The sequence below is a fragment of the Micromonospora sp. NPDC050495 genome, from assembly GCF_040655175.1.
In the GTDB taxonomy this organism is placed as follows: domain Bacteria; phylum Actinomycetota; class Actinomycetes; order Mycobacteriales; family Micromonosporaceae; genus Micromonospora.
This window is the reverse complement of sequence record NZ_JBFAJK010000014.1, coordinates 122,149-143,259: the sequence shown is the minus strand read 5'-3', so window position 1 is coordinate 143,259 and position 21,111 is coordinate 122,149. Positions and strand designations below refer to the sequence as shown.

Annotated in this window: 21 protein-coding genes and 1 tRNA gene; 18 read left to right on the top strand and 4 right to left on the bottom strand. The window is 75.3% G+C overall.

The features are described from left to right. Window positions 1-250: 250 nt before the first annotated feature. The 10 genes from fdh (at window position 251) to AB0I11_RS16905 (ending at window position 12,294) form a co-directional block, all read left to right on the top strand. On the top strand, window positions 251-3,514 hold the full coding sequence (fdh, locus tag AB0I11_RS16950; RefSeq protein ID WP_357320457.1) for a formate dehydrogenase: 3,264 nt from the start codon (window positions 251-253) through the stop codon (window positions 3,512-3,514). Then, window positions 3,511-4,554: a 4Fe-4S dicluster domain-containing protein gene (locus AB0I11_RS16945; RefSeq protein WP_357320454.1), complete on the top strand. Its 1,044-nt coding sequence runs from the start codon at window positions 3,511-3,513 to the stop codon at window positions 4,552-4,554. The genes fdh and AB0I11_RS16945 overlap by 4 nt, the downstream gene beginning before the upstream one ends. Beyond that, the gene (gene nrfD, locus AB0I11_RS16940; protein WP_357320451.1) at window positions 4,551-5,864 is read left to right on the top strand and encodes an NrfD/PsrC family molybdoenzyme membrane anchor subunit; all 1,314 of its coding nucleotides are present in this window, start codon (window positions 4,551-4,553) and stop codon (window positions 5,862-5,864) included. The genes AB0I11_RS16945 and nrfD overlap by 4 nt, the downstream gene beginning before the upstream one ends. Before the next feature lie 118 nt (window positions 5,865-5,982). Further along, complete coding sequence (locus AB0I11_RS16935) at window positions 5,983-7,197, top strand: OFA family MFS transporter (protein WP_357320448.1); 1,215 nt, start codon at window positions 5,983-5,985, stop codon at window positions 7,195-7,197. A gap of 59 nt (window positions 7,198-7,256) precedes the next feature. Next, window positions 7,257-7,352, top strand: a tRNA-Sec gene (locus tag AB0I11_RS16930). Between the two features lie 20 nt (window positions 7,353-7,372). After that, window positions 7,373-8,665 carry an L-seryl-tRNA(Sec) selenium transferase gene (gene selA, locus AB0I11_RS16925; RefSeq protein WP_357320445.1) on the top strand — a complete coding sequence of 431 codons (1,293 nt, stop codon included), beginning with the start codon at window positions 7,373-7,375 and terminating at the stop codon, window positions 8,663-8,665. 1 nt (window position 8,666) lies between these two features. After that, complete coding sequence (selB, locus tag AB0I11_RS16920; RefSeq protein ID WP_357320482.1) at window positions 8,667-10,430, top strand: selenocysteine-specific translation elongation factor; 1,764 nt, start codon at window positions 8,667-8,669, stop codon at window positions 10,428-10,430. 134 nt (window positions 10,431-10,564) lie between these two features. Next, a complete protein-coding gene (locus AB0I11_RS16915) occupies window positions 10,565-10,762 on the top strand; it encodes a hypothetical protein (RefSeq protein ID WP_046570210.1) in 198 nt (65 codons plus the stop codon). Further along, a complete protein-coding gene (locus AB0I11_RS16910) occupies window positions 10,762-12,039 on the top strand; it encodes a hemolysin family protein (protein WP_357320443.1) in 1,278 nt (425 codons plus the stop codon). Before AB0I11_RS16915 ends, AB0I11_RS16910 begins: the two co-directional genes overlap by 1 nt. Before the next feature lie 69 nt (window positions 12,040-12,108). Then, window positions 12,109-12,294 (top strand): hypothetical protein, encoded by a 186-nt coding sequence (locus AB0I11_RS16905; protein WP_082159654.1) that lies wholly within the window; start codon window positions 12,109-12,111, stop codon window positions 12,292-12,294. Between the two features lie 161 nt (window positions 12,295-12,455). Here the strand turns inward: AB0I11_RS16905 and AB0I11_RS16900 are convergent, their stop codons facing one another. After that, window positions 12,456-13,112, bottom strand: a complete 657-nt coding sequence (locus AB0I11_RS16900; RefSeq protein WP_357320440.1) for a hypothetical protein — start codon at window positions 13,110-13,112, stop codon at window positions 12,456-12,458. A gap of 126 nt (window positions 13,113-13,238) precedes the next feature. Between AB0I11_RS16900 and AB0I11_RS16895 the strand changes: the two genes are divergently transcribed. Beyond that, window positions 13,239-13,457, top strand: coding sequence for a hypothetical protein (locus AB0I11_RS16895; protein WP_357320437.1), 219 nt, complete (start codon window positions 13,239-13,241; stop codon window positions 13,455-13,457). Here AB0I11_RS16895 and AB0I11_RS16890 read toward each other — a convergent pair. From AB0I11_RS16890 to AB0I11_RS16880, 3 genes are all read right to left on the bottom strand, one after another. Then, window positions 13,454-13,930 (bottom strand): hypothetical protein, encoded by a 477-nt coding sequence (locus AB0I11_RS16890; protein WP_357320435.1) that lies wholly within the window; start codon window positions 13,928-13,930, stop codon window positions 13,454-13,456. The genes AB0I11_RS16895 and AB0I11_RS16890 overlap by 4 nt on opposite strands. Continuing rightward, entirely contained in the window at window positions 13,927-14,136 is a 210-nt protein-coding gene (locus AB0I11_RS16885; protein WP_091306867.1) for a phosphatidylethanolamine-binding protein, read from the bottom strand. Before AB0I11_RS16885 ends, AB0I11_RS16890 begins: the two co-directional genes overlap by 4 nt. Window positions 14,137-14,199: 63 nt before the next feature. After that, a complete protein-coding gene (locus tag AB0I11_RS16880) occupies window positions 14,200-15,081 on the bottom strand; it encodes a universal stress protein (protein WP_357320432.1) in 882 nt (293 codons plus the stop codon). A gap of 120 nt (window positions 15,082-15,201) precedes the next feature. On the opposite strand from AB0I11_RS16880, the gene AB0I11_RS16875 reads away from it, so the two are divergent. The 7 genes from AB0I11_RS16875 (at window position 15,202) to AB0I11_RS16845 (ending at window position 21,102) form a co-directional block, all read left to right on the top strand. After that, the gene (locus AB0I11_RS16875) at window positions 15,202-15,948 is read left to right on the top strand and encodes an SAM-dependent methyltransferase (RefSeq protein ID WP_357320429.1); all 747 of its coding nucleotides are present in this window, start codon (window positions 15,202-15,204) and stop codon (window positions 15,946-15,948) included. 305 nt (window positions 15,949-16,253) lie between these two features. Beyond that, window positions 16,254-17,426 (top strand): PP2C family protein-serine/threonine phosphatase, encoded by a 1,173-nt coding sequence (locus tag AB0I11_RS16870; RefSeq protein ID WP_357320426.1) that lies wholly within the window; start codon window positions 16,254-16,256, stop codon window positions 17,424-17,426. A 48-nt stretch (window positions 17,427-17,474) separates the two neighbouring features. Continuing rightward, complete coding sequence (locus AB0I11_RS16865; RefSeq protein ID WP_357320423.1) at window positions 17,475-17,942, top strand: MarR family transcriptional regulator; 468 nt, start codon at window positions 17,475-17,477, stop codon at window positions 17,940-17,942. Between the two features lie 308 nt (window positions 17,943-18,250). Then, window positions 18,251-18,877: a CDP-alcohol phosphatidyltransferase family protein gene (locus tag AB0I11_RS16860; RefSeq protein ID WP_357320420.1), complete on the top strand. Its 627-nt coding sequence runs from the start codon at window positions 18,251-18,253 to the stop codon at window positions 18,875-18,877. Further along, on the top strand, window positions 18,874-19,818 hold the full coding sequence (locus AB0I11_RS16855) for a DUF881 domain-containing protein (protein ID WP_357320417.1): 945 nt from the start codon (window positions 18,874-18,876) through the stop codon (window positions 19,816-19,818). The genes AB0I11_RS16860 and AB0I11_RS16855 overlap by 4 nt, the downstream gene beginning before the upstream one ends. Continuing rightward, entirely contained in the window at window positions 19,815-20,147 is a 333-nt protein-coding gene (locus tag AB0I11_RS16850; protein ID WP_007071104.1) for a small basic family protein, read from the top strand. Before AB0I11_RS16855 ends, AB0I11_RS16850 begins: the two co-directional genes overlap by 4 nt. A 10-nt stretch (window positions 20,148-20,157) precedes the next feature. Continuing rightward, a complete protein-coding gene (locus tag AB0I11_RS16845) occupies window positions 20,158-21,102 on the top strand; it encodes a DUF881 domain-containing protein (protein WP_357320415.1) in 945 nt (314 codons plus the stop codon). Window positions 21,103-21,111 lie beyond the last annotated feature (9 nt).

Genomic DNA, 21,111 nt, shown 5'->3' with positions numbered 1-21,111 from the left:
GTGCCGCTGTTTCGGCTGTGCCGCTGTTTCGGCTGTGCCGCTGTTTCGGCTGTGCCGCTGTTTCGGCTGTGCCGCTGTTTCGGCTGTGCCGCTGTGCGCCTGTTTCGGCGGCGGAGCAGCCCTGCGGGGCCGCGCCACCCCGGGCGGCCGCGCCGGTTCGGGGCGGGTATCGCCGCTCGGGTCGCGGGCCGGCCGGCGCTGGCCTAGGGTGCAAATGTCAGCTTCCGTAGCCGGGAGGGGGTGTTCCGGGATGGGTGTGAAGACCTTCATCCAGGGGTGGCCGGTCTACCGGCAGCTCACCGGCACCGACCCGCTCGGCCGGGGCGCGGCGGCGCAGTCGGCCCGCTCGGCGGCCCTGACCGCGCGCACCGAGACCGCCGACCACATGGCCCGCTCGGTCTGCCCGTACTGCGCGGTGGGCTGCGGGCAGCGGGTCTTCGTCAAGGACGGCCAGGTCACCCAGATCGAGGGCGACCCGGACAGCCCGATCTCCCGCGGCCGGCTCTGCCCGAAGGGCTCGGCCAGCAAGAACCTGGTCACCAGTCCGCTGCGGCAGACCACGGTCCGCTACCGCCGGCCGTACGCGACCGAGTGGGAGGACCTCGACCTCGACACGGCGCTGGACATGATCGCCGACCGGGTGATCGCGGCCCGCGAGGCCACCTGGGAGGACGCCGACGAGGACGGGCGGCCGCTGAACCGCACCCTGGGCATCGCCAGCCTGGGCGGCGCGACCCTGGACAACGAAGAGAACTACCTGATCAAGAAGCTCTTCACGGCGCTCGGCGCACTGCAGATCGAGAACCAGGCGCGGATTTGACACTCCGCCACCGTCCCCGGTCTGGGGACCAGCTTCGGTCGCGGTGGCGCGACGGTCTTCCAGCAGGATGTCGCCAACGCTGACGTCGTCATCATCCAGGGCTCGAACATGGCCGAGGCCCACCCGGTGGGCTTCCAGTGGGTGATGGAGGCCAAGCTGCGGGGGGCCAAGGTCTTCCACGTCGACCCCCGGTTCACCCGCACCAGCGCGCTCGCCGACACGTACCTGCCGATCCGGGCCGGCACCGACATCGCGCTGCTGGGCGGCATCGTGCGCTACATCCTGGACAACGAGCTGGACTTCCGGGAGTACGTGCTGGCCTACACCAATGCCGCGACGATCGTGAGTGAGGAGTTCGCCGACACCGAGGACCTGGACGGCTTCTTCTCCGGCTACGACCCGGGGACGCAGGCGTACAACCAGCGCAGCTGGCAGTACGCCGGCCAGGAGGAGACCACCGGCTACCGTGCCGCCCACGAGGAGCGGGACGTGGCGGCGGGCCTGCGCCACGAGTCGCACGGCATCCCGGTCGGCGCTCAGGTGCAGCGGGACGAGACGTTGCAGCATCCGCGCTGCGTCTACCAGCTCCTCAAGCGGCACTTCGCCCGCTACACCCCGGAGATGGTGGAGCGGACCTGCGGCATCCCGCGGGAGAAGTTCCTCGAGCTGGCCCGCGCCTGGACGGAGAACTCCGGCCGGGAGCGCACCGGGGTGCTGATCTACTCGGTGGGCTGGACCCAGCACAGCGTGGGCGTGCAGTACATCCGCACCGGCGCGATCATCCAGTTGCTGCTGGGCAACATGGGCCGGCCGGGTGGCGGGGTGCTGGCCCTGCGCGGGCACGCCAGCATCCAGGGCTCCACGGACATCCCGACGCTGTTCAACCTGCTGCCCGGCTACCTGCCGATGCCGCACTGCACGCACCACACGACGTTCACCGACTGGGTGGACGCCATCCGGCACCCCGGGCAGAAGGGCTTCTGGTCCGGCGCGCGGGCGTTCGGGGCGAGTCTGCTCAAGGCGTACTGGGGGGACGCGGCGACGCCGGAGAACGACTTCTGCTACGGCTACCTGCCCCGGATGACCGGCGACCACGGTACGTACCAGACGGTGCTGAACATGATCGACGGCAAGGTCAGGGGCTACTTCCTGCTCGGCCAGAACCCGGCGGTCGGTTCGGCGCACGGCAAGGCGCAGCGGCTGGGCATGGCCAACCTGGACTGGCTGGTCGTCCGCGACCTGTTCATGATCGAGAGCGCGACGTTCTGGCAGAACAGCCCCGAGGTGGAGACCGGCGAGATCGTGCCGGAGGAGTGCCGGACCGAGGTCTTCTTCATTCCGGCGGCCTCGCACGTGGAGAAGGAGGGCACCTTCACCCAGACCCAGCGGCTGCTGCAGTGGCGGGAGAAGGCGCTCGACCCGCCGGCGGACGCCCGCTCCGAGCTGTGGTTCTTCTTCCACCTGGGGCGGATCATCCGGGAGAAGCTGGCCGCCTCGGACCGGCACCGGGACCGTGCGGTGCTCGACCTCGCCTGGGACTACCCCACGCACGGCGAGTTCGCCGAGCCGAGCGCGGAGGCCGTGCTGAAGGAGATCAACGGGTACGAGGTGGCCACCGGCCGCCCGCTGTCGGCGTTCACCGAGGCCAAGGACGACGGCTCCACCGCGGTCGGCTGCTGGATCTACACCGGCGTGTACGCCGACGGGGTCAACCAGGCCGCCCGGCGCAAGTCCCGGCACGACCAGGACTGGGTGGCCGCCGAGTGGGGCTGGGCCTGGCCAGCGAACCGCCGCATCCTCTACAACCGTGCCTCCGCCGACCCCGACGGCCGGCCGTGGAGCGAGCGGAAGAAGTACGTGTGGTGGGACGCCGACCGGGCCGAGTGGACCGGCTACGACGTGCCGGACTTCGAGAAGACGAAGCCGCCCACGTACCGGCCGCCGGAGGGGGCCAGCGGCGTGCAGGGGCTGGCCGGCGACGACGCGTTCATCATGCAGGGCGACGGTAAGGGCTGGCTGTACGTGCCCAGCGGGCTGCAGGACGGGCCGCTGCCGACGCACTACGAGCCGGCCGAGTCGCCGATCCGCAACCCGCTGTACGGCCAGCAGGCCAACCCGACCCGCAAGGTCTACGACCATCCGGTGAACTCGGTCAACCCGAGCCCGCCGCAGTCGCACACCGACGTCTTCCCGTACGTGTTCACGGTCAGCCGGCTCACCGAGCACCACACGGCCGGCGGGATGAGCCGGATGGTGTCGCGGCTGGCCGAGCTCCAGCCGGAGATGTTCGTCGAGGTCTCCCCGGAGCTGGCGGGCGAGGTGGGCCTGGACCACCTGGGCTGGGCGCACCTGATCAGCGGCCGGGCGGCGATCGAGGCGCGGGTGCTGGTCACCGACCGGCTCACCCCGCTGCGCCTGGACGGGCGGGTGGTGCACCAGGTGTGGCTGCCGTACCACTTCGGCCGGGAGGGCATCGTCACCGGCGACTCGGTCAACGACCTGTTCGGCATCACCCTGGACCCGAACGTGCTGATCCAGGAGAGCAAGGTCGGCACCTGCGACATCCGGCCCGGCCGCCGCCCGACCGGGGCGGCCCTGCTGGAGCTGGTGGACGACTACCGGCGCCGGGCCGGGCTGACCGGGGGCAGCCCGCCGATCGTCACCACCGACGCGCCCGACCGGGAGGGCCGATGATCGAGGCCAACAGCCTGTCCGGCCCGCTCGACCCGGCGCCGGAGGCCGGCTGGGTCGACGCCCCGCCGCGGCTGGGCTTCTTCACCGACACCAGCGTCTGCATCGGCTGCAAGGCCTGCGAGGTCGCCTGCAAGGAGTGGAACGGCGTCCCGGACTCGGGCTTCGACCTGCTCGGCATGTCCTACGACAACACCGGCGCGCTGACCGCCAACTCGTGGCGGCACGTCGCCTTCATCGAGCAGCCCCGCCCGGCCGGGCACCGCACCCCGCCCTTCGCGGGCAACCCGACCGGCGAGGCGGTCAGCCCGGCGAGCGCCGCCGTGGCCGCCGGGACCGGGACCGACACCGGTACGACGCCCGGCCTGCCCACCGGTCAGCCGGCGGCCGCCGCGCGGATGGCCGCCGGCCCCGAGTTCCTCGGCATGCCCGGAGCGCAGCCGCCCGGCCGGGGCACCGGCCCGGAGTCGCGCACCGACTTCCGTTGGCTGATGATGTCGGACGTCTGCAAGCACTGCACCCATGCCGCCTGCCTGGACGTCTGCCCGACCGGTTCGCTGTTCCGCACCGAGTTCGGCACGGTGGTGGTGCAGGAGGACATCTGCAACGGCTGCGGCTACTGCATCTCCGCCTGCCCGTACGGGGTGATCGACCAGCGCAAGGACGACGGCCGGGCGTGGAAGTGCACGCTCTGCTACGACCGGCTCGGCGCCGGGCAGACCCCCGCCTGCGCGCAGGCCTGCCCGACCGAGTCCATCCAGTTCGGCCCGGTGGACGAGCTGCGGGAACGCGCCGCGCAGCGGGTCGCCGCGCTGCACGAGCGGGGGGTGCCGGAGGCCCGGCTGTACGGGCACGACCCGACCGACGGCGTGGGCGGCGACGGCGCGTTCTTCCTGCTGCTCGACGAGCCCGAGGTGTACGGCCTGCCGCCGGACCCGGTGGTGACCACCCGGGACCTGCCGAAGATGTGGAAGCGGGCCGGGCTGGCCGCGCTGGCCATGGCGGCGGCGGCCGTCGCCGCGTTCGTGGGAAGGTCGTCGTGAGTCCGGACCGTCCGGTGGGTGAGCTGTTCCGCCGCTTCCGGGAGCGGCTCGCCGCCGAGGGCCCGGAGCGGCTCGGCGGCCCGGGCCGGCACGCCGGCCACGGTCCCAAGATGACCTCGCCCGCCGGCCCGGTCCTGGCCGCTCAGGGCCGGCACGCCGGGCCACCGGGCGCCGGGGACATCGAACCGACCGCGTCCGGCGGCACCGGCGCGGGGGCGGCCCGCACGGACGCCGGCGGGGACGACGCCGGGCTCGCCCCGCGGCGACGCCGGGAGGTGCCGCCGGCCGGGTCGTCCCGCCGACGTCGGGGCGGCCGGGGTGGCGGGGAGCAGGTCAACGTGCCGCCGGCGGAGTTCACCTCGTACTACGGCCGCCCGGTCCTCAAGGCGCCGGTGTGGCGGTGGGACATCGCCGCGTACCTGTTCACCGGCGGTCTGGCGGCCGGGTCGTCGCTGCTGGCGGCGGGCGGCCAGCTCACCGGCCGGCCGGTGTTGCGCCGCGCCGGCCGGGTCACCGCCCTGGCGGCGGTCAGCGCCAGCGCGTACTTCCTCATCCACGACCTCGGCCGGCCGAGCCGGTTCCACCACATGCTGCGGGTGGCGAAGCTGACCTCGCCGATGTCGGTGGGCACCTGGATCCTCACCGTCTTCGGGCCGGCCGCCGGCGTCGCCGCGGTCGCCGAGGCCGCCCCGCTGCTGCCCGAGCGGGGGCTGCTCGGGCTCGGCCGCCGGCTGCTGCCGCCGGCCGGGCGGGCCGCCGGGCTGGCCGCCGCGGTGACCGCGCCGGCCCTGGCCACGTACACCGGGGTGCTGCTGGCCGACACGGCGGTGCCGTCGTGGCACGAGGCGTACCCGGAACTGCCGGCCATCTTCGCCGGCAGCGCCCTGGCCAGCGGCGCCGGGGTGGGACTGCTCGCCGCGCCGACCACCGAGGCCGGCCCGGCGCGGCGGATGGCCGTCGCGGGCGCGGCCCTGGAGCTGTGGGGTTCGCACCGGGTGGAGAACCGGCTCGGTCTGCTCAGCGAGCCCTACGCCGTCGGCACCGCCGGCCGGCTGCTGCGCGCCGGCCGGACGCTGACCGCGGCCGGGCTGGCCGGCGCGCTGGTCGGCCGGCGCAGCCGGGCGCTGTCCGCCCTCGCCGGCGGCGCGCTGCTGGCCGCGTCGGTCTGCACCCGGTTCGGCATCTTCCACGGCGGGGTCGCCTCGGCGCGGGACCCGAAGTACACGGTGGTGCCGCAGCGGGAACGGGTGCGGGAACGGGACAGCCAGGATCCACACAGCGGGTCGGGCGCCGGCTCCGGCGGGGGATAGCCGGGAGGGGCGCCGGGCCCATGAGCCGACGGGGGTACCGCTCATGGCCACAACAGCCGCGAACCCGCGGGGGAATCGACCACCGACCCGGGGCCGTTGGGGGCTCGTGGTCGCGGCCGTGCTCGTCCAGCTGGCGTTGGGCGCCGTCTACGCCTGGAGCGTGTTCAACAAGCCGTTGCAGGCCGAGTTCGGGTGGAGCAAGGCCGAGGTGGTGCTGCCGTTCGAGGTGGCGATCGGGACCATCTTCATCGGCAGCCTGATCGGCGGGCGCATCCAGGACCGGCGGGGGCCACGGCCGGTGGCGCTGGGCGGCGGGATCCTCTACGCCGTGGGGACCATGCTCGCCTCGCTGGTGTCCTCGGGCGACCAGCTGTGGCTGCTGCTGCTCACCTACGGTGTACTGGGCGGCATCGGGCTCGGCGCCGCGTACATCACCCCGATCGCCATGCTCAGCAAGTGGTTCCCCGACCGGCGCGGCCTGATCACCGGCATCGCGGTGGCCGGCTTCGGCTTCGGCGCGGTGATCACCGCACCGGTGGCGAAGGCGTTGCTGAACGGCACCGACCACAAGACCAGCGTCTTCCTGCCGCTGGGCATCGCCTACCTGGTGGCGGTGCTGCTGGGGGCGTCGTTCTTCCGGGACCCGCCGGCCGGCTACCAGGTACCGGGCTACACCCCGGCGGTCGGGGGCCGGGCCGTCGCCGGCACCCGGGTCTACCGGTTCGGCGAGGCGCTGCGGACCCGGCAGTGGTACCTGCTCACGCTGATCCTCACCCTCAACGTGACCTGCGGCATCGCGCTGATCTCGCAGGCCGCCGACGCGGCCCAGGCGGTCGCCGGGGTGAGTGCCGCGACCGCCGCCGGCCTGGTCGGCGTCCTCGGCCTGTTCAACGGCGGCGGGCGGGTGGCCTGGGCGTGGCTGTCCGACCGGGTCGGCCGGATGCCGGCGTTCATCGGCATGCTCGCCCTGCAGGGCGTCTGCTTCCTGATCCTGCCGCACGCGTCCGCGTTCTGGCTCTTCGCCGTCCTCGCGGCGCTGGTCTACCTGGCCTACGGTGGCGGCTTCGGCACCATGCCGGCGACCGCCGCCGACTACTTCGGCACCCCGAACGCCGGCGCCATCTACGGGGCGATGATCGTGGCGTGGAGCATCGGCGGCGTGGTGGGTCCACTGTTGACCGCGCTGCTCTACGACGCCAGCGGCAAGAGCTACACGCTGCCCTTCACGGTGATCGGCATCCTGGCCTTCGTCGCGCTGGTGCTCCCGCCGGTCACCCGCCTGCCCACCGCCGCCGGCGAGCCCCGACCGCACTTCCAGACTCCCGGGCCCTGATCGGGGCGGGTCCGGTGCTCCCCGGGCGGCCGCAGATCGCATGTGGTTAAGTGCGGGGTGGAGGCGTTCAGGCGGCTGGTGCCCCTCCCGGTCTTCAAAACCGGTGTGGTCCGGGACCCGGGCCAGGCGGGTTCGATTCCCGTCCGTCTCCGCCAAACCGTTCCTGGGAGACCCGATGCGTGACGTCGACCCGCGGCGGCGCGTGCCGCGCACCGACGCGTTGCTCGCCGAGCCGGGGCTGGCCGCCGCCGTCGACGCGCTCGGCCGCGACCGGGTCAAGGCCGCGATCGTCGCCGCCCAGCAGCGGGCCCGCCGCGGTGAGATCGACCCCGACGAGGTACGCGACGCCGCGCTGGCCGGGCTGCCCGCGCCGGCTCCCCGGGCCGTGCTCAACGCCACCGGCGTGGTGCTGCACACCAACCTGGGCCGGGCCGCGCTGTCGGCCGCCGCCGTCGAGGCGCTCGTCGCCGCGGCCGGGCACACCGACGTGGAGCTGGACCTGCGCACCGGGCGGCGGGCCCGGCGCGGCCGGGACGCCCTCGACGCGCTCGCCGCCGCGGTGCCCGCCGCCGCGGCCGTGCACGTGGTCAACAACGGCGCGGCCGCGCTGGTGCTGGCGGCCACCGCCCTGGCCGCCGGGCGGGAGATCGTGGTCAGCCGCGGCGAGCTGGTCGAGATCGGCGACGGCTTCCGCCTGCCCGACCTGCTGGCCAGCACCGGAGCCCGGCTGCGCGAGGTGGGCACCACCAACCGCACCGCGCGCGCCGACTACGCCGCCGCCATCGGCCCGCGGACCGGCTTCGTGCTCAAGGTGCACCCGTCGAACTTCGTGGTCAGCGGCTTCACCTCCGCCGTCGAGGTCCGCGAGCTGGCCACGCTCGGCGTGCCGGTGGTGGTCGACATCGGCTCGGGCCTGCTCGCCCCCAACCCGCTGCTGCCCGACGAGCCGGACGCCGCCAGCACCCTGCGCGCCGGCGCGCACCTGGTCACCGCCAGCGGCGACAAGCTGCTCGGCGGCCCGCAGGCCGGTCTGCTGCTCGGCGCGGCCGACCTGGTGGACCGGCTGCGCCGGCACCCGCTGGCGCGGGCGGTGCGGGTCGACAAGCTCACCCTGGCCGCGCTCGCCGCCACCCTGCACGGGCCGAGCACCCCGACCGGCGAGGCGCTGCACGCCGACCCGGCGGTGCTGCGGGAGCGCACCGAGCGGCTGCGCGACCGGCTCGGCGAGGACGGCTGCAAGGCCGAGGTGGTGCCCAGCGCCGCCGTCGTCGGCGGCGGCGGCGCGCCCGGGGTGGCGCTGGACTCGTGGGCGTTGAGCCTGCCCGAGCGGTACGCCGAGCCGCTGCGCACCGGCGTCCCGCCGATCCTCGGCCGGGTGCTGCACGGCCGGCTCCTGCTGGACCTGCGCTGCGTGCCGGCCGACGCCGACGAGCGGGTCCGCGCCGCGATCCTGCGGGTCGGTGGTTGACGTGTGGGTGGTGGCCACCGCCGGGCACGTCGACCACGGCAAGTCCACCCTGGTGCGGGTGCTGACCGGGATGGAGCCGGACCGGTGGGCGGAGGAACGCCGCCGCGGCATGACCATCGACCTCGGGTTCGCCTGGACCACCCTGCCCTCGGGCGGCACGGTCGCGTTCGTCGACGTGCCTGGCCACGAACGATTCGTGCCGAACATGCTCGCCGGTGTCGGCCCGGTCCCGGCCGCGCTGGTGGTGGTCGCCGCCGACGAGGGGTGGATGCCGCAGTCCGCCGAGCACCTGGCCGCGCTGGACGCGCTCGGGGTGTCGTACGGGCTGCTCGCGGTGACCCGCGCGGACCTGGCCGATCCGGGGCCGGCGCTGGCCCGGGCCCGCGCGGAGATCGCGGCCAGCTCGCTCGGCGAGGTGGAGGCCGTGGCGGTCAGCGGCGCCACCGGCGCCGGCCTGCCGGAGCTGCGCGCCGCCCTGGACCGGCTGGGCGCCCGGCTGCCCGACCCGGCGCCGGGCGCGCCGGTGCGGCTCTGGGTGGACCGGTCGTTCACCATCCGGGGCAGCGGCACGGTGGTCACCGGCACGCTCGGCGGCGGCCGGGTGCGCGTCGGTGACCAGTTGGAGCTCGCCGCCACCGGCGAGCCGGTGCGGGTCCGGGGCCTGCACGCGCTCAACGCCGCCCGGGGCGAGGTGAGCGCGGTGTCCCGGGTGGCGGTGAACCTGCGCGGGGTGCCCCGGGACCGGGTGGCCCGCGGCGACGCCCTGCTCACCCCGGGCCGCTTCCACAGCACCGACCTGGTCGACGTGCGCCTGGCGTGTGATCCGGCCGCCGACCTGCCGGCGAGCCTGACCCTGCACGTCGGGTCGGCCGCCGTACCGGCGGGGGTCCGGCCGCTCGGGCCGGACACCGTACGGCTGCGGCTGGCCCGCCCGTTGCCGCTGCTCATCGGCGACCGGGCGGCGCTGCGCGACCCGGGCCGGCGGCACGTCGCCGGCGGGGTGACCGTGCTGGACGTGGACCCGCCGCCGCTGCGCCGGCGCGGCGCGGCGGCCGCTCGGGCCGGGGTGCTCGCCGGCCTGGACGGCCGCCCCGACCCGGCCGGCGAGCTGCGCCGCCGGCGCCTGGTGCGGGCCGGCGCGCTGACCCGGATGGGGGTACCGGTCACCGTGGCCCCGGTGGTGGGGGACTGGCTGGCCGACCCCGAGCACTGGCGGGACCTCGGGGTGCGGCTCGTCGCGGAGGTGGCCCGGTACGCCCGCGCGCACCCGCTGGAGGCGGGCGTGCCGGTGGACGTGCTGCGCCGGCGCCTCGACCTGCCGGAGCGGGCCCTGGTCGAGGCGCTGGTCCGGCCGCCGCTGCGGGTGCGGTCCGGCCGGGTCAGCGCCGCCCCGGTCGACGCGCTGCCCGAACCGGTCGCCCGCGCCGTCGAGCGGGTCCGCGCCGAGTACGGCGACCGCCCGTTCGTCGCCCCGGAGGCGCACCACCTGGCCGACCTGGGCCTCGGCCCCCGGGAGATCGGCGCTGCCGTGCGGGCCGGCGCCCTGCTCAGGCTCGCCGACAACGTGGTGTTGCTGCCGGGTGCCCTCGACGACGCGGTGCGGGTGCTGGCCCGGCTGCCGCAGCCGTTCACCCTGAGCGCCGCCCGGCAGGCCCTGGCGACCACCCGGCGGGTGGCCGTGCCGCTGCTGGAGCTGCTGGACCACCGCGGCGCCACCCGCCGGCTGCCGGACGACGCCCGCGAGGTGGTCGCCCCGCCCGGCTGACCGCCGTCGCGCGGGCGGCTGTCCGCCGTCGCGCCGGCGGCCGTCGCGGTCGTGGTCCACCCGGTGGTGGCGGCGGCGCGCGGCGGCTGGGCCAAGCGGCACCGGCGTGGCGTGCGGTCACCTACCGTGACGGCATGGACCCTTCCGCGGTCTGGCGGGACAGGCAGCACCGGTGGCGGATCGAGGCCTACCGGGCACCGGACCTGCGGTTCGCCATCTTCGCCACGAACGGCACGACCGAGTCGGCGCCGCTGTGGCTGTTCGGGATGTCCGCGCTGGCCCGGTGGCTGATGACCCACGCGATCTCCCTCGACGACCTGGAGACCGACTGATGGCCGGGCAGCTGGCCCTGGTGGCGGTGCTGGTGCTGGTCAACGCGGCGCTCTCCGGCGCCGAGATGGCGCTGGTGACGTTGCGCGAGGGGCAGCTGCGCCGGCTGGGCCGCACCGGCCGGGCCGGCGCGGTGCTGGCCCGGCTGTCCCGGGAACCGAACCGCTACCTGGCCACCATCCAGCTCGGCATCACGTTGGCGGGTTTCCTCGCCTCGGCGGCCGCCGCGGTGTCGCTGGCGCAGCCGCTGGTCGGCCCGCTGGGCTTCCTCGGCGGGGCGGCCCATCCGGTCGCCGTACTGGTGGTGACCGTGGTGCTGACCTTCGTCACCCTGGTCGTCGGGGAGTTGGCCCCGAAGCGGCTGGCCATGCAGGCGGCGGAACGGTGGGCGCTGCTCAGCGCCGGGCCGCTGGATCTGCTGGCCCGGCTGTCCCGCCCCGCGGTGTGGCTGCTCAGCAGGGCCACCGACCTGCTGGTCCGGCTGGCCGGCGGGGACCCCCGGGCCAGCCGGCAGGAGGTCACCGAGGAGGAGCTGCGGGAGATGCTGGTCGGCCAGCGTGGGCTGTCGGCGCAGCAGCGGGAGATCCTGTCCGGGGCCTTCGACATCGCCGGGCGCACGCTACGGGAGATCCTGGTGACCCGCCGCGACGTGACGGTGCTGGACGCGTCCCTGCCGGCGACCGAGGCGATGCGCCGGCTGGCGGCGGCGGGCCGGTCCCGGGCGCCGGTGGCCGGCGCCGGCGGCCTGGACGACGTGCGCGGGGTGGTGCACATCCGGGACCTGGTGGACGCCGACGGGTCCACCGTGGCCGAGCGGGCCCGCCCCCCGGTGCTGCTGCCGGGCACCCTGCCGGTCGCCGACGCGATGCGTCACCTGCGACAGCGCCACGAACAGCTGGCCCTGGTCGTCGACGAGTACGGCGGCATCGACGGCCTGGTCACCATGGAGGACCTGCTCGAGGAGGTGGTCGGCGAGCTGTACGACGAGGCCGACCGGGACGTCCGGCAGGCGGTCCGCGAGCCGGACGGGGCGCTGCTGCTCCCCGGCGACTTCCCGCTGCACGACCTGCCCGAGGCGGGGGTGCGGCTGACCTTCCCGCTGTCCCGCGAGTACACCACCGTCGCCGGGCTGGTCCTGGCCGGCCTGGGCCGGGTCCCCACCGGGCCGGGGGAGACGGTGCGGCTGCCCGGGCTCAGCGCGGAGGTGGTGGAGGTGGCCGACCGGGCGATCCGCCGGGTCCGCCTGCGCGGTCCCGCCGTCGGCTGCCCGATGGGGTGATACCCCCGGTCGGGGGAATCCGCCGCGAAACTGCCCGAACCGGCGGGTAACGGTCGTACCGTCCGGGACGTGAGGGACCGAGGAATGCGGACGTTCATCGCGGTGCTCGCCGGCCTGGCGGTCATCTACTTCGGGGCCACCGGCCACCGCTCCAGCGGGGGCGAGGGCGGCGGCGTCTCCGGAGGCGTGGTGCTGCTGGCCCTGCTGGCCGCCGCGCTGGCCTGGAACCTGACCAAGCCCGGCCCGGCCAAGTAGCGCGCGGGGGCGGCCTCAAGCGGCGCGTGGCACCGGTCCGGCCAGGCAGTGCGGGCGAGGCGGGCTGAGCGGGCCGGGCGGGCTGAGCGGGCCGGGCGGGCTGAGCGGGCCGGGCGGGCTGAGCGGGCCGCGGCGCCGGCCGGGTAGCGCCCGGGTCGGGCTCAGCGGGCCGCGGCGGCGCTGCGGCTGATCTCCCCGGCCGACTCCTCGCCGAGCGCCACCCGCACCAGCGCCGACGCCAGGCGTCCGAAGTCCGCCTCGCGGACCAGCCCGGCCAGGCCGCCCGGGTTGGCCGGCAGACCCAGCCGCCGCGCCCCGGCCAGGGCCCGCCGGTCGGCGTACGGGCGCACGTCCGGCCAGACGGACTGCACCTCGCGCAGGAAGATGTCCGCGCCGGTGGGGCCGATACCGGGGAACTCGGTGAGCAACCGGCGCAGCGCCGCCCGGTCGCCGTCGGACTCCTTGTGCATCCGGCGCAGGTCGCCGTGCCAGCGGTCCAGGCAGAGCCGGGCGCCGGTGCCGAGCATGGTGGCGGTCCGCTCGTCGTAGCGCCGGTAGTGGCCACGGCCCAGCGCGTCCACCCGGTCCTGCCAGCTCGCCGCCTCCATGGCCTGCGGGTTGCGGTAGCCGGCGGCGAAGAGCTCCCGCGCCGCGGCCAGCGCCACCGAGGCCCGGATCCGGGTGCTCAGCAGGGTGGTCAGCACCAGCAGTTGGTACAGCGGGGCGGGCCGGTCGGCCAGGGAGATCCCGGCCTCCTCGGCGTACGTGCGGCCCTGCCGGTCCAGCAGCACCCGCGCCACGTTCCGATCGTCTGGCATCCGCTGGGGGTACCCGTCCCGGGCCGGACCAGACGCCCCGGGCCGGGCCCGAATGCGCCGGGCGGCGGCGGGTACGCAGACCGGGTGCGCGGCCCACGCCGTGCGCGCCACCGGAAGGAGAGACCTGTGGTCAAGCCGCAGCAGGAGGAACTGCGCCGCAGCGACAAGGGCGCGACCAGCCAGGACAGCCGGGAGCTCATTCCGCAGGCCGGAAGCAGGGGGCCGCACGGCAAGGGCGGCACCTCGAACGCCGACGCCGGCCGGCCGGTGCCCAAGGGTCAGGTGTCGCCGTACGGGCCGGCGGGTGAGCCGGTGGCCGACGACGAGAGCACGCGGCGGGACTAACCGCCCCGCCGCGACGGCGACCGCAGCCTCCGCAGGGTGGCCGCGGTCGCCATCCCGTACGCCAGGTGCGGGACGAGATCCGACAGCCAGTCGTTGCGCCGCCAGGTCCGCGGGTCGCTGATGCCCAGCGCGGCGATCGAACCGTCGGTGGTGGCCATCACCCCGCCGCCGAGCAGCCCCGCCGCGACCGGCAGCGGGATGCGCCGCCGGGCGGCCAGCAGGCCGAAGGCGGCACCGGCGGCGATGCCGGTGGCGTAGCCGAACAGGGCCCCGAGCCCGGAGCGGCGGTTGGCCGCCTGCGGCTCGGAACCGAGGTTGACGTGGGCCGTGTCGGTGAGCCGGCCGGCGGTCTCGTCCGGTACGTGGCTCGCCGGTCGGGCCCGCAGCACCATGTCCAGGTAGCTGACGATGTCCAGGGCGGCGCTGCCGACGGCGCCGGCGATGGCGCCGTCGACCACCGGGGCCGACCTCACTTCGGATCGCCCGGTTCGCGCTCGCCCTTGGGGCCGAACGTGCGTTCGCCCCGCACGACGCCCCGCTGGCCGCGGTCGTCCTGCAGGATCCGGTTCGCGACCTGGTTCGCCTCCTGGTCGGCCGCGCGGCCGGACTGTTCGATCAGATCGCGTAGCCGCGCCCGTTCCTTGTCGTAGGCGTTACTGCCCGGCCGTGGTCCTGGCATCCCTGCCTCCTCCGGTCGCTGTGGCGTCCCGACCGTCTACCCGCCGGGCGCGGCGCCAACCGTTCAGTCGGGGGAGCGGACCACCACCACGGGGCAGTCGGCGTGGTGCAGCACGCCCTGGCTGACCGACCCGAGGAGCAGGCCGATCAGCTCGCCCCGACCCTGTGCGCCGACCACGATCAGCTGGGCCGTGCGGGACGCCTCGGTGAGCACGGCGACCGGCCGCCCGTGGACCACCTCGCGGGTCACCGGCACCCCCGGGTGGCGTTCGGCGACCCCGGCCAGCGGGGCGGTGAGGATGCGGTCCTCCTCGCCGTGCAGCTGCCCCTCCTCGTAGACCAGCGGCTGCATGTCGCCGGGACCGCTGGAGCGGGGGTGGGTGTAGGCGTGCACGGCGTGCAGCCGGGCGCCCCGCACCGCGGCCTCCTCGGCGGCGAACTCGACCGCGGCCCGGGACAGCGTCGAACCGTCCACCCCGACCACCACCGGACCGCTCGGGCGGGCCGTGCCCCGCGCCACCACCACCGGGCAGCCGGCGTACGCGGCGACCTGCACGGCGACGGAGCCGAGCACCAGGGCGGCGAACCCGCCGAGGCCGCGGTCGCCGAGCACGATCATGGCGGCGGTGGGGGACTCGCCCACCAGCACCGCCGCCGCCTGCCCGTCGATGATCTCCCCGGAGACGCGCAGCCCGGGGGCCACCCGCTCGGCCTCCGCGACCGCCGCGGCGACCAGCTCCTGCGCCTGGTGCCGCAGGCCGCCGCCGGGTGGTCCGCCCGCGGCCGGTGCCACGGGTACGCGCAGCAGCGGCCAGATGAACCTGTGGACCACCCGCAGCGCCCGGTGCCGCCGCCGCGCCTCCTCGGCCGCGAGGCGCACGGCCCGCAGGGCCGGCTCGGAGCCGTCCACACCGACCACGACGGCCGCGCCGTTCGCCGCGTTCACCCGGTACCCCCTCACCCGCCCGCGGCCAGTATCGCGGGCCGCCGGTGGCGTCGGGCCGATACCGCCGCAGCCGCTGCCTCGGTACGCTGGCGCCAGCGCCGGAGGAAGGGAGCCTCGTCGATGGCCGAGCCCGACCAGCCGAGCACCGCTCGCATGATCGATTACTGGCTCGGCGGCGAGCACCACTTTCCGGTCGACGTCGCGGCGGCCCGCGCGTTCGAGGGCGCGTACGGGCCGTGCGCCGCGATCTTCCGCTCGCTGCGGGCCTTCCTGGGCCGGGCGGTCGGGTCGATCGCCGCGGCCGGGGTGGACGGTTTCCTGGTCTTCGGGGCCGGCGTGCCGACCCGGGGTAACGTGCACGAGGTGGCCCCGGACGCCACCGTGCTCTACACCGACGTCGACCCGGTCACCATCCGGCTCGGCCAGCGCCTGCTCGCCGGGCACGACCGGGCCGGCTACGGGTTCGGCGACGCCACCGACGTCGGCACCATCGACCCGGCCCAGCTGCACCGCTTCGTGCCGGGGTGGGGCAGGCGGCCGGTCGGGGTGGTCTTTCTCGGCCTGGCCGCGTTCCTCGACGACGCCACCCTGGCCCGCACCCTGGACGAGCTGTACGAGGCGGTCGCGCCGGGCAGCTTCCTGGCCGTCGACTTCGACAGCGAGGAGCTTGCCGGGCACCCGGAGGCGCTGGCCATGATGGGGCCGGCGTTCCGGATGCGACCGCCGGCGGCGTTCGCGCCGTTGCTCGGACGGTGGCGGCCCACGGCCGACGGCATCGTGCCGGTGGCCCGGTGGCGGCCGGACGGCGTGCCCGAGGCGGTGCCCGACGCGTTCTACGGCGCGGTGGCCGCCAAGCCGGCCGGCTGAGCGCCCGACCCTCGCCGTCCCCGCCTCGGTCGCCCGCGTCCAGGTGGCTCGCCGGCGCGCGCTGCCCCGGTCCGGCCGATCCGGTCCGCGCCCGTCGTTGCGGTCCGCGCCGCGGCGCTGCTCCGGCCGGCGCTGCTCCGGGCTGTGGCGCTGGTCCGGTCCGCGGAACTTGACCGCTGGGCGCGGTCGCGTCGCTCGGATCGGGACGGGAGGTGTCACCGGTCGGTGGAGCCGGTGCGTCGCGGGCCGGGTGGGCCTCCGTATGATGCTTGCTCCATAGCAATAGTCGTCCTCGGAGGATCAGTATGCCGGACATGGCCGGACAGGTGTCGCGCGTGCTGCGCGAGGCGCCGCCCGACCAGTTGGCGGAGGCGGCCGACCGGGCGCTGCGCCAGGTGTTCGGCGCCGCGCGGACCGAGGTCTTCCTGGCCGACTACCGGTTCACCGGGTTGTGCCCGCTGCTCGTCCCCGGCCGCTCGCCGGGCCCGGGCGCGGTCCGCCGCTGCTTCAGCAGCCAGGAGCCGGTGCTGGACACCGGTGAGGACGGCCGCTGTCGGGTCCACCTGCCGCTGTCGGTCTGGGGTGAGCGGCTCGGCGTGCTCCTGGTGGAGCTGCCGTCGGTGCCGGCCGCCGCGACCGTGCACGCGGTCCGGGACGTCGCGGGCGAACTGGCGGTGGCGCTGCGCGCCGCGGACCGGGAGACCGACCGGTACCGGCGGGCGCGCCGACGGGAGCGACTCAGCATGGCCGCCGAGATGCAGTGGGACCTGCTGCCGGGGCGCAGCGTCCGGCACGGCGACGTCCTGCTGGCCGGGCAGCTGGAGCCGGCGTACACAGTGGGCGGCGACCACTTCGACTGGTCGGTGGACGAGGACCGGCTCACCGTCACCGTCCTCAACGGCGCCGGCAGTGGGCTGGCCGCCGCGCTGCTGACCGCGGTGGCGGTGAACGCCATGCGCAACGCGCGGCGCTCGGGCGGCGGCCTGGTCGAGCAGGCCGAGCTGGCCTCGGACACCATCTTCTACCAGCACCGGGGCAGCCGGCACGTGGCCACGTTGCTGCTCGAGCTGGACTGCGCGCGGGGTGTGGTGCGGGCCGTGGACGCGGGCTCGCCGCACGTGCTGCGGCTGCGTGGCGGCACGGTCACCCCGATCGCCCTGGAGCAGCAGCTGCCGCTGGGCATGTTCGCCGAGACCCGCTACGACGTGCAGGAATTCCCGGTCGAGCCGGGGGATCGGCTCTTCGTGGTCAGCGACGGCGTCTACGCCGCCCAGCCGGACGGCCGGGAGGCGTACGGGAAGCGGGCCATGGCGCGGGCGATGCGGTCCACTCGGTTGCAGCCGGCGACCGAAGCAGTTGGTACGGTGATGCGCGAGCTGCACGCCTACCACGCCGACGCGGATCTCCGCGACGACGCGGTCGTCGTCTGCCTGGACTGGCGCGGGTCGAGCCCACCGGGAGACGTGGGCGGGCGGTGACCGCACCGACGGGACGAACACGAGCGGGACGATCGCAGGGGACGACTGGTGGAGCGAGCGCCGAATCTTGCCGCGGCCATCGACGCGGCCGCCGAGGCGCTGATCGGTGTCCTCGATTCCGCCACCTCCCGGCACAACGTCGTCTCCCCGACCCAGCTGCGGGTGCTCTCCCTGGTGATGGCGCACCCGCACAGCAACGTGAACCGGCTGGCGGAGCTGCTGGATGTCGTGCCCTCCTCGGCCAGCCGGCTCTGCGATCGGCTGGAGGCCGTCGGGCTGCTGCGCCGGGTGGCCGACCCCCGCGACCGGCGGGAGGTCCGGCTGGTGCCGACCGCCGCGGCGGAGACGCTGCTGCGGGAGCTGAAGGAGCGGCGGCACCAGGCGGTGCAGGCGGTGCTGGACCGGATGCCGCACCGGGTGCAGCACGAGCTGCTGCTCGCCCTGTCGGCGTTCACCCAGGCGGCGCAGGCCACCGCGGCGGCCGACGCGACGACCGCCGCCGCCCGCACGGCCTGACCCGGAGCGCGACCCGCCCACCTGGCACCAGCCGCCCGCACTGCTCAACTAGTATCCTAGGACGCCCCACGCGAGGTGCGGCCCGTCACACCCGGAACGGCCACGACCCCCTCGGCAGGGGACCGGGGCACGCCGCAGCGCCCGATATAGTGGCAGCGCAACTGGCCGGCCCACGATGGTGGGCCGCATCGGGGAGGTCCCAGCCCGGGATCGCAGAGGGCGCCGGCGCTGACCGGCCGGCAACGCGCACGAGCCTGGAGCGGCCGATCACGGTCGGCCGCCGGACCGTGCTGCGAAGGGAGGGTTCGGTGTCGCGTCAGCCGGCTCCGTCCGAGCACCCGGGCGGTACGACGGCGGTCGTGGGGGACCGCGTCCTCACCCTGCCCAACCTGATCAGTTTCGTCCGGCTCGCCGGCGTGCCGCTCTTCCTCTACCTCTTCCTGGTCGCCCGCGCGGACGTGGTCGCGATCGTGGTGCTGGCCATCGGCGGCACCAGCGACTGGGTGGACGGCTGGATCGCCCGCCGCCTGCAGCAGGTGAGCCGCCTCGGTGAGCTGCTCGACCCGCTCGCCGACCGGCTCTACATCCTGGCCACCCTGCTCGCGTTCACCGCGCGGGAGGTGGTGCCGTGGCAGTTCACGGCGGCCCTGCTGGCCCGCGAGCTGTTGCTGCTCGTCTCGTTGGGGGTGCTGCGCCGCTACGGCTACGGGCCGCCGCCGGTGCACTACATGGGCAAGACGGCCACGTTCCTGCTGCTGGCCGCGTTCCCGATCCTGCTGCTGGCCGACGCGGCGCCGGGTGCGGCCACGGTGGCCGGCGCGATCGGCTGGGGCCTGGCCTGGTGGGGCCTGGTGCTCTACTGGGTGGCCGGGGCGATGTACGTGGTGCAGGCCAGCCGGCTGGTGCGGGCGCGGCGGGCGGGAGCGGTGGCGTGAGCGCACCGGTCCGGGACGGCGGGGACCCGTCGGGGCGGGTGTACGCGCCGGACTTCCTCACCGAGCTGTTCCGCAATCCGCTCGACCCCGGGTATGCCGACGCGGCGGCCCGGCGGCGGGAGGTGCCGCGCGGGCGGCTGCGCCGGGTGTTGGGCCGCCCGGTGAGCCTGGTGATGGTGCTGGTGATCGGTTTCCTGTTCGCGGTGGCGTACCGGGAGACGGTGGCCGAGGAGCCGGGCCGGGCGAAGGCGCGGGCCGGGTTGGTCGCGGGGATCAAGCAGCGGGAGGCCGAGACCGACCGGTTGACCGCGCGCGCGGATCAGTTGCGCGAGGAGGTCGGCCGGCAGCGGGACGCGGCGCTGAGCGGTTCGCAGGCGTCCCGGTTGCGGAACCTGGAGGCGGGCACCGGGCTGGGTCGGGTGCGCGGCGACGGGGTGGTGGTGCGGTTGGCCGACGCGGCGGGCGACGAGGACGGGGTGACGGCGGCGAACGCGGGCCCGCCCCGGGTGTTGTATTCCGACCTGCAGAAGGTGGCGAACGCGTTGTGGGCGGCGGGTGCCGAGGCGATCGCGATCAACGGGCAGCGGTTGACGGCGACGACGACGATCCGGTCGGCGGGTGAGGCGATCCTGGTGGATTACCGGCCGGTGACGGGTCCGTACGAGGTGGCGGCGATCGGTCCGGGGTCGATGCGGGACCGGTTCGACGACAGCCGGGCGGCGGACCTGATGCGGGACGTGGCGCGCCAGACGGGGTTGTCGTTCGGGGTGAAGGACGCGGAGGACCTCACGTTGCCGGCCGCGCCGCAGCCGCGGCTACGCTACGCCGTGCCCTCGGTGAGTCCGAGCCCGTCGCCGTCGGGTTCGGGTGCCGCCGGTTCGACCAGTCCCGGGCCGTCCGGCTCGGGGACCTCTTCCAGCCCCTCCGGAGGTGGCCGATGATCGCGGTGCTGGCGTTGCTCGCCGGTGTGGTGCTCGGGGTGTATCTGGACCCCACGGTGCCGGCGGCGTTGCAGCCGTATCTGCCGATCGCCGTGGTGGCGGCGTTGGACGCGGTGTTCGGCGGGGTGCGGGCGAAGCTGGACCGGATCTTCGACGACAAGCAGTTCGTGGTGTCGTTCATCTCGAACGTGCTGGTGGCGGGTCTGATCGTGTACCTGGGTGACCAGTTGGGCGTGGGCGGGCAGTTGTCCACCGGTGTGGTGGTCGTGCTCGGGGTGCGCATCTTCGGAAACGTCGCGGCGATCCGCCGGCACCTGTTCCGGGCGTAGGTTGGTGGCGATGAGCGAGGAGCACAGGGAAACGGGGACGGGGTGGCCGGAGCCGGCGGAGCCGGCGCGGCCGTCGGGTCCGGCGGGTGAGCCGGACCCGCGCCCGGACGCGCCCGATCCGGACGAGTTGAGCCCGTTGGCGCCGGCTGAGCCGGCTGAGCCGGTGGAGCGGGAGGACGTGCCGGCGCCGGCGGAGGAGCCGGGTGCGGTCGCGCAGGAGCCGGTGGCGCCGGCGGAGGAGCCGGCGCGGGCGTCGGTGTCGCGGCGGTTGACGTCGGCCGGGGCGATGATCGCGGTGCTGTTGGCGTTGCTGGGGTTCACGCTGGTGGTGCAGTTGAAGACGACGTCGACGGATCCGACGCTCGCGGCGACGCGGGAGGAGGACCTGGTGCGGATCTCGTCGGATCTGGATTCGCGGGAGCGGCGGCTGCGGCAGGACATCGAGGCGTTGGAGGAGAGCCAGCGTCAGTTGCGTTCGGGTGAGCAGGGCCGGCAGGCGGCGTTGGAGGAGGCCACCCGGCGGGCGGACGAGCTGGGCATTCTGGCGGGTACGTTGCCGGCGGTGGGGCCGGGTCTGCTGGTGCGGTTCGAGGGTCCGGAGAAGGCGGTGGCGTCGGTGCGGATCCTGGACGCGGTGCAGGAGTTGCGGGGCGCGGGCGCGGAGGCGATGCAGATCGCGGGCGCGGACGGTACGGCGGTGCGGGTGATCGCGTCGACGTATTTCGTGGATGACGATGGTGTGCTGGTGGTGGATGGGCGGCGGTTGCGGGGTCCGTTCACGATCTCGGTGATCGGTGATCCGGCGACGATGCGTACGGCGTTGAACATTCCCGGCGGGGTGGTCGCAGCGGTGCAGGACGCCGGCGGTAACGTGACTGCTGTGGATCGTGAGGTTGTGGAGGTTTCGCAGCTGCACGCGCCGCTGAAGCTGGAACACGCCCGGCCGGTTTCGTGACCGGTCGCG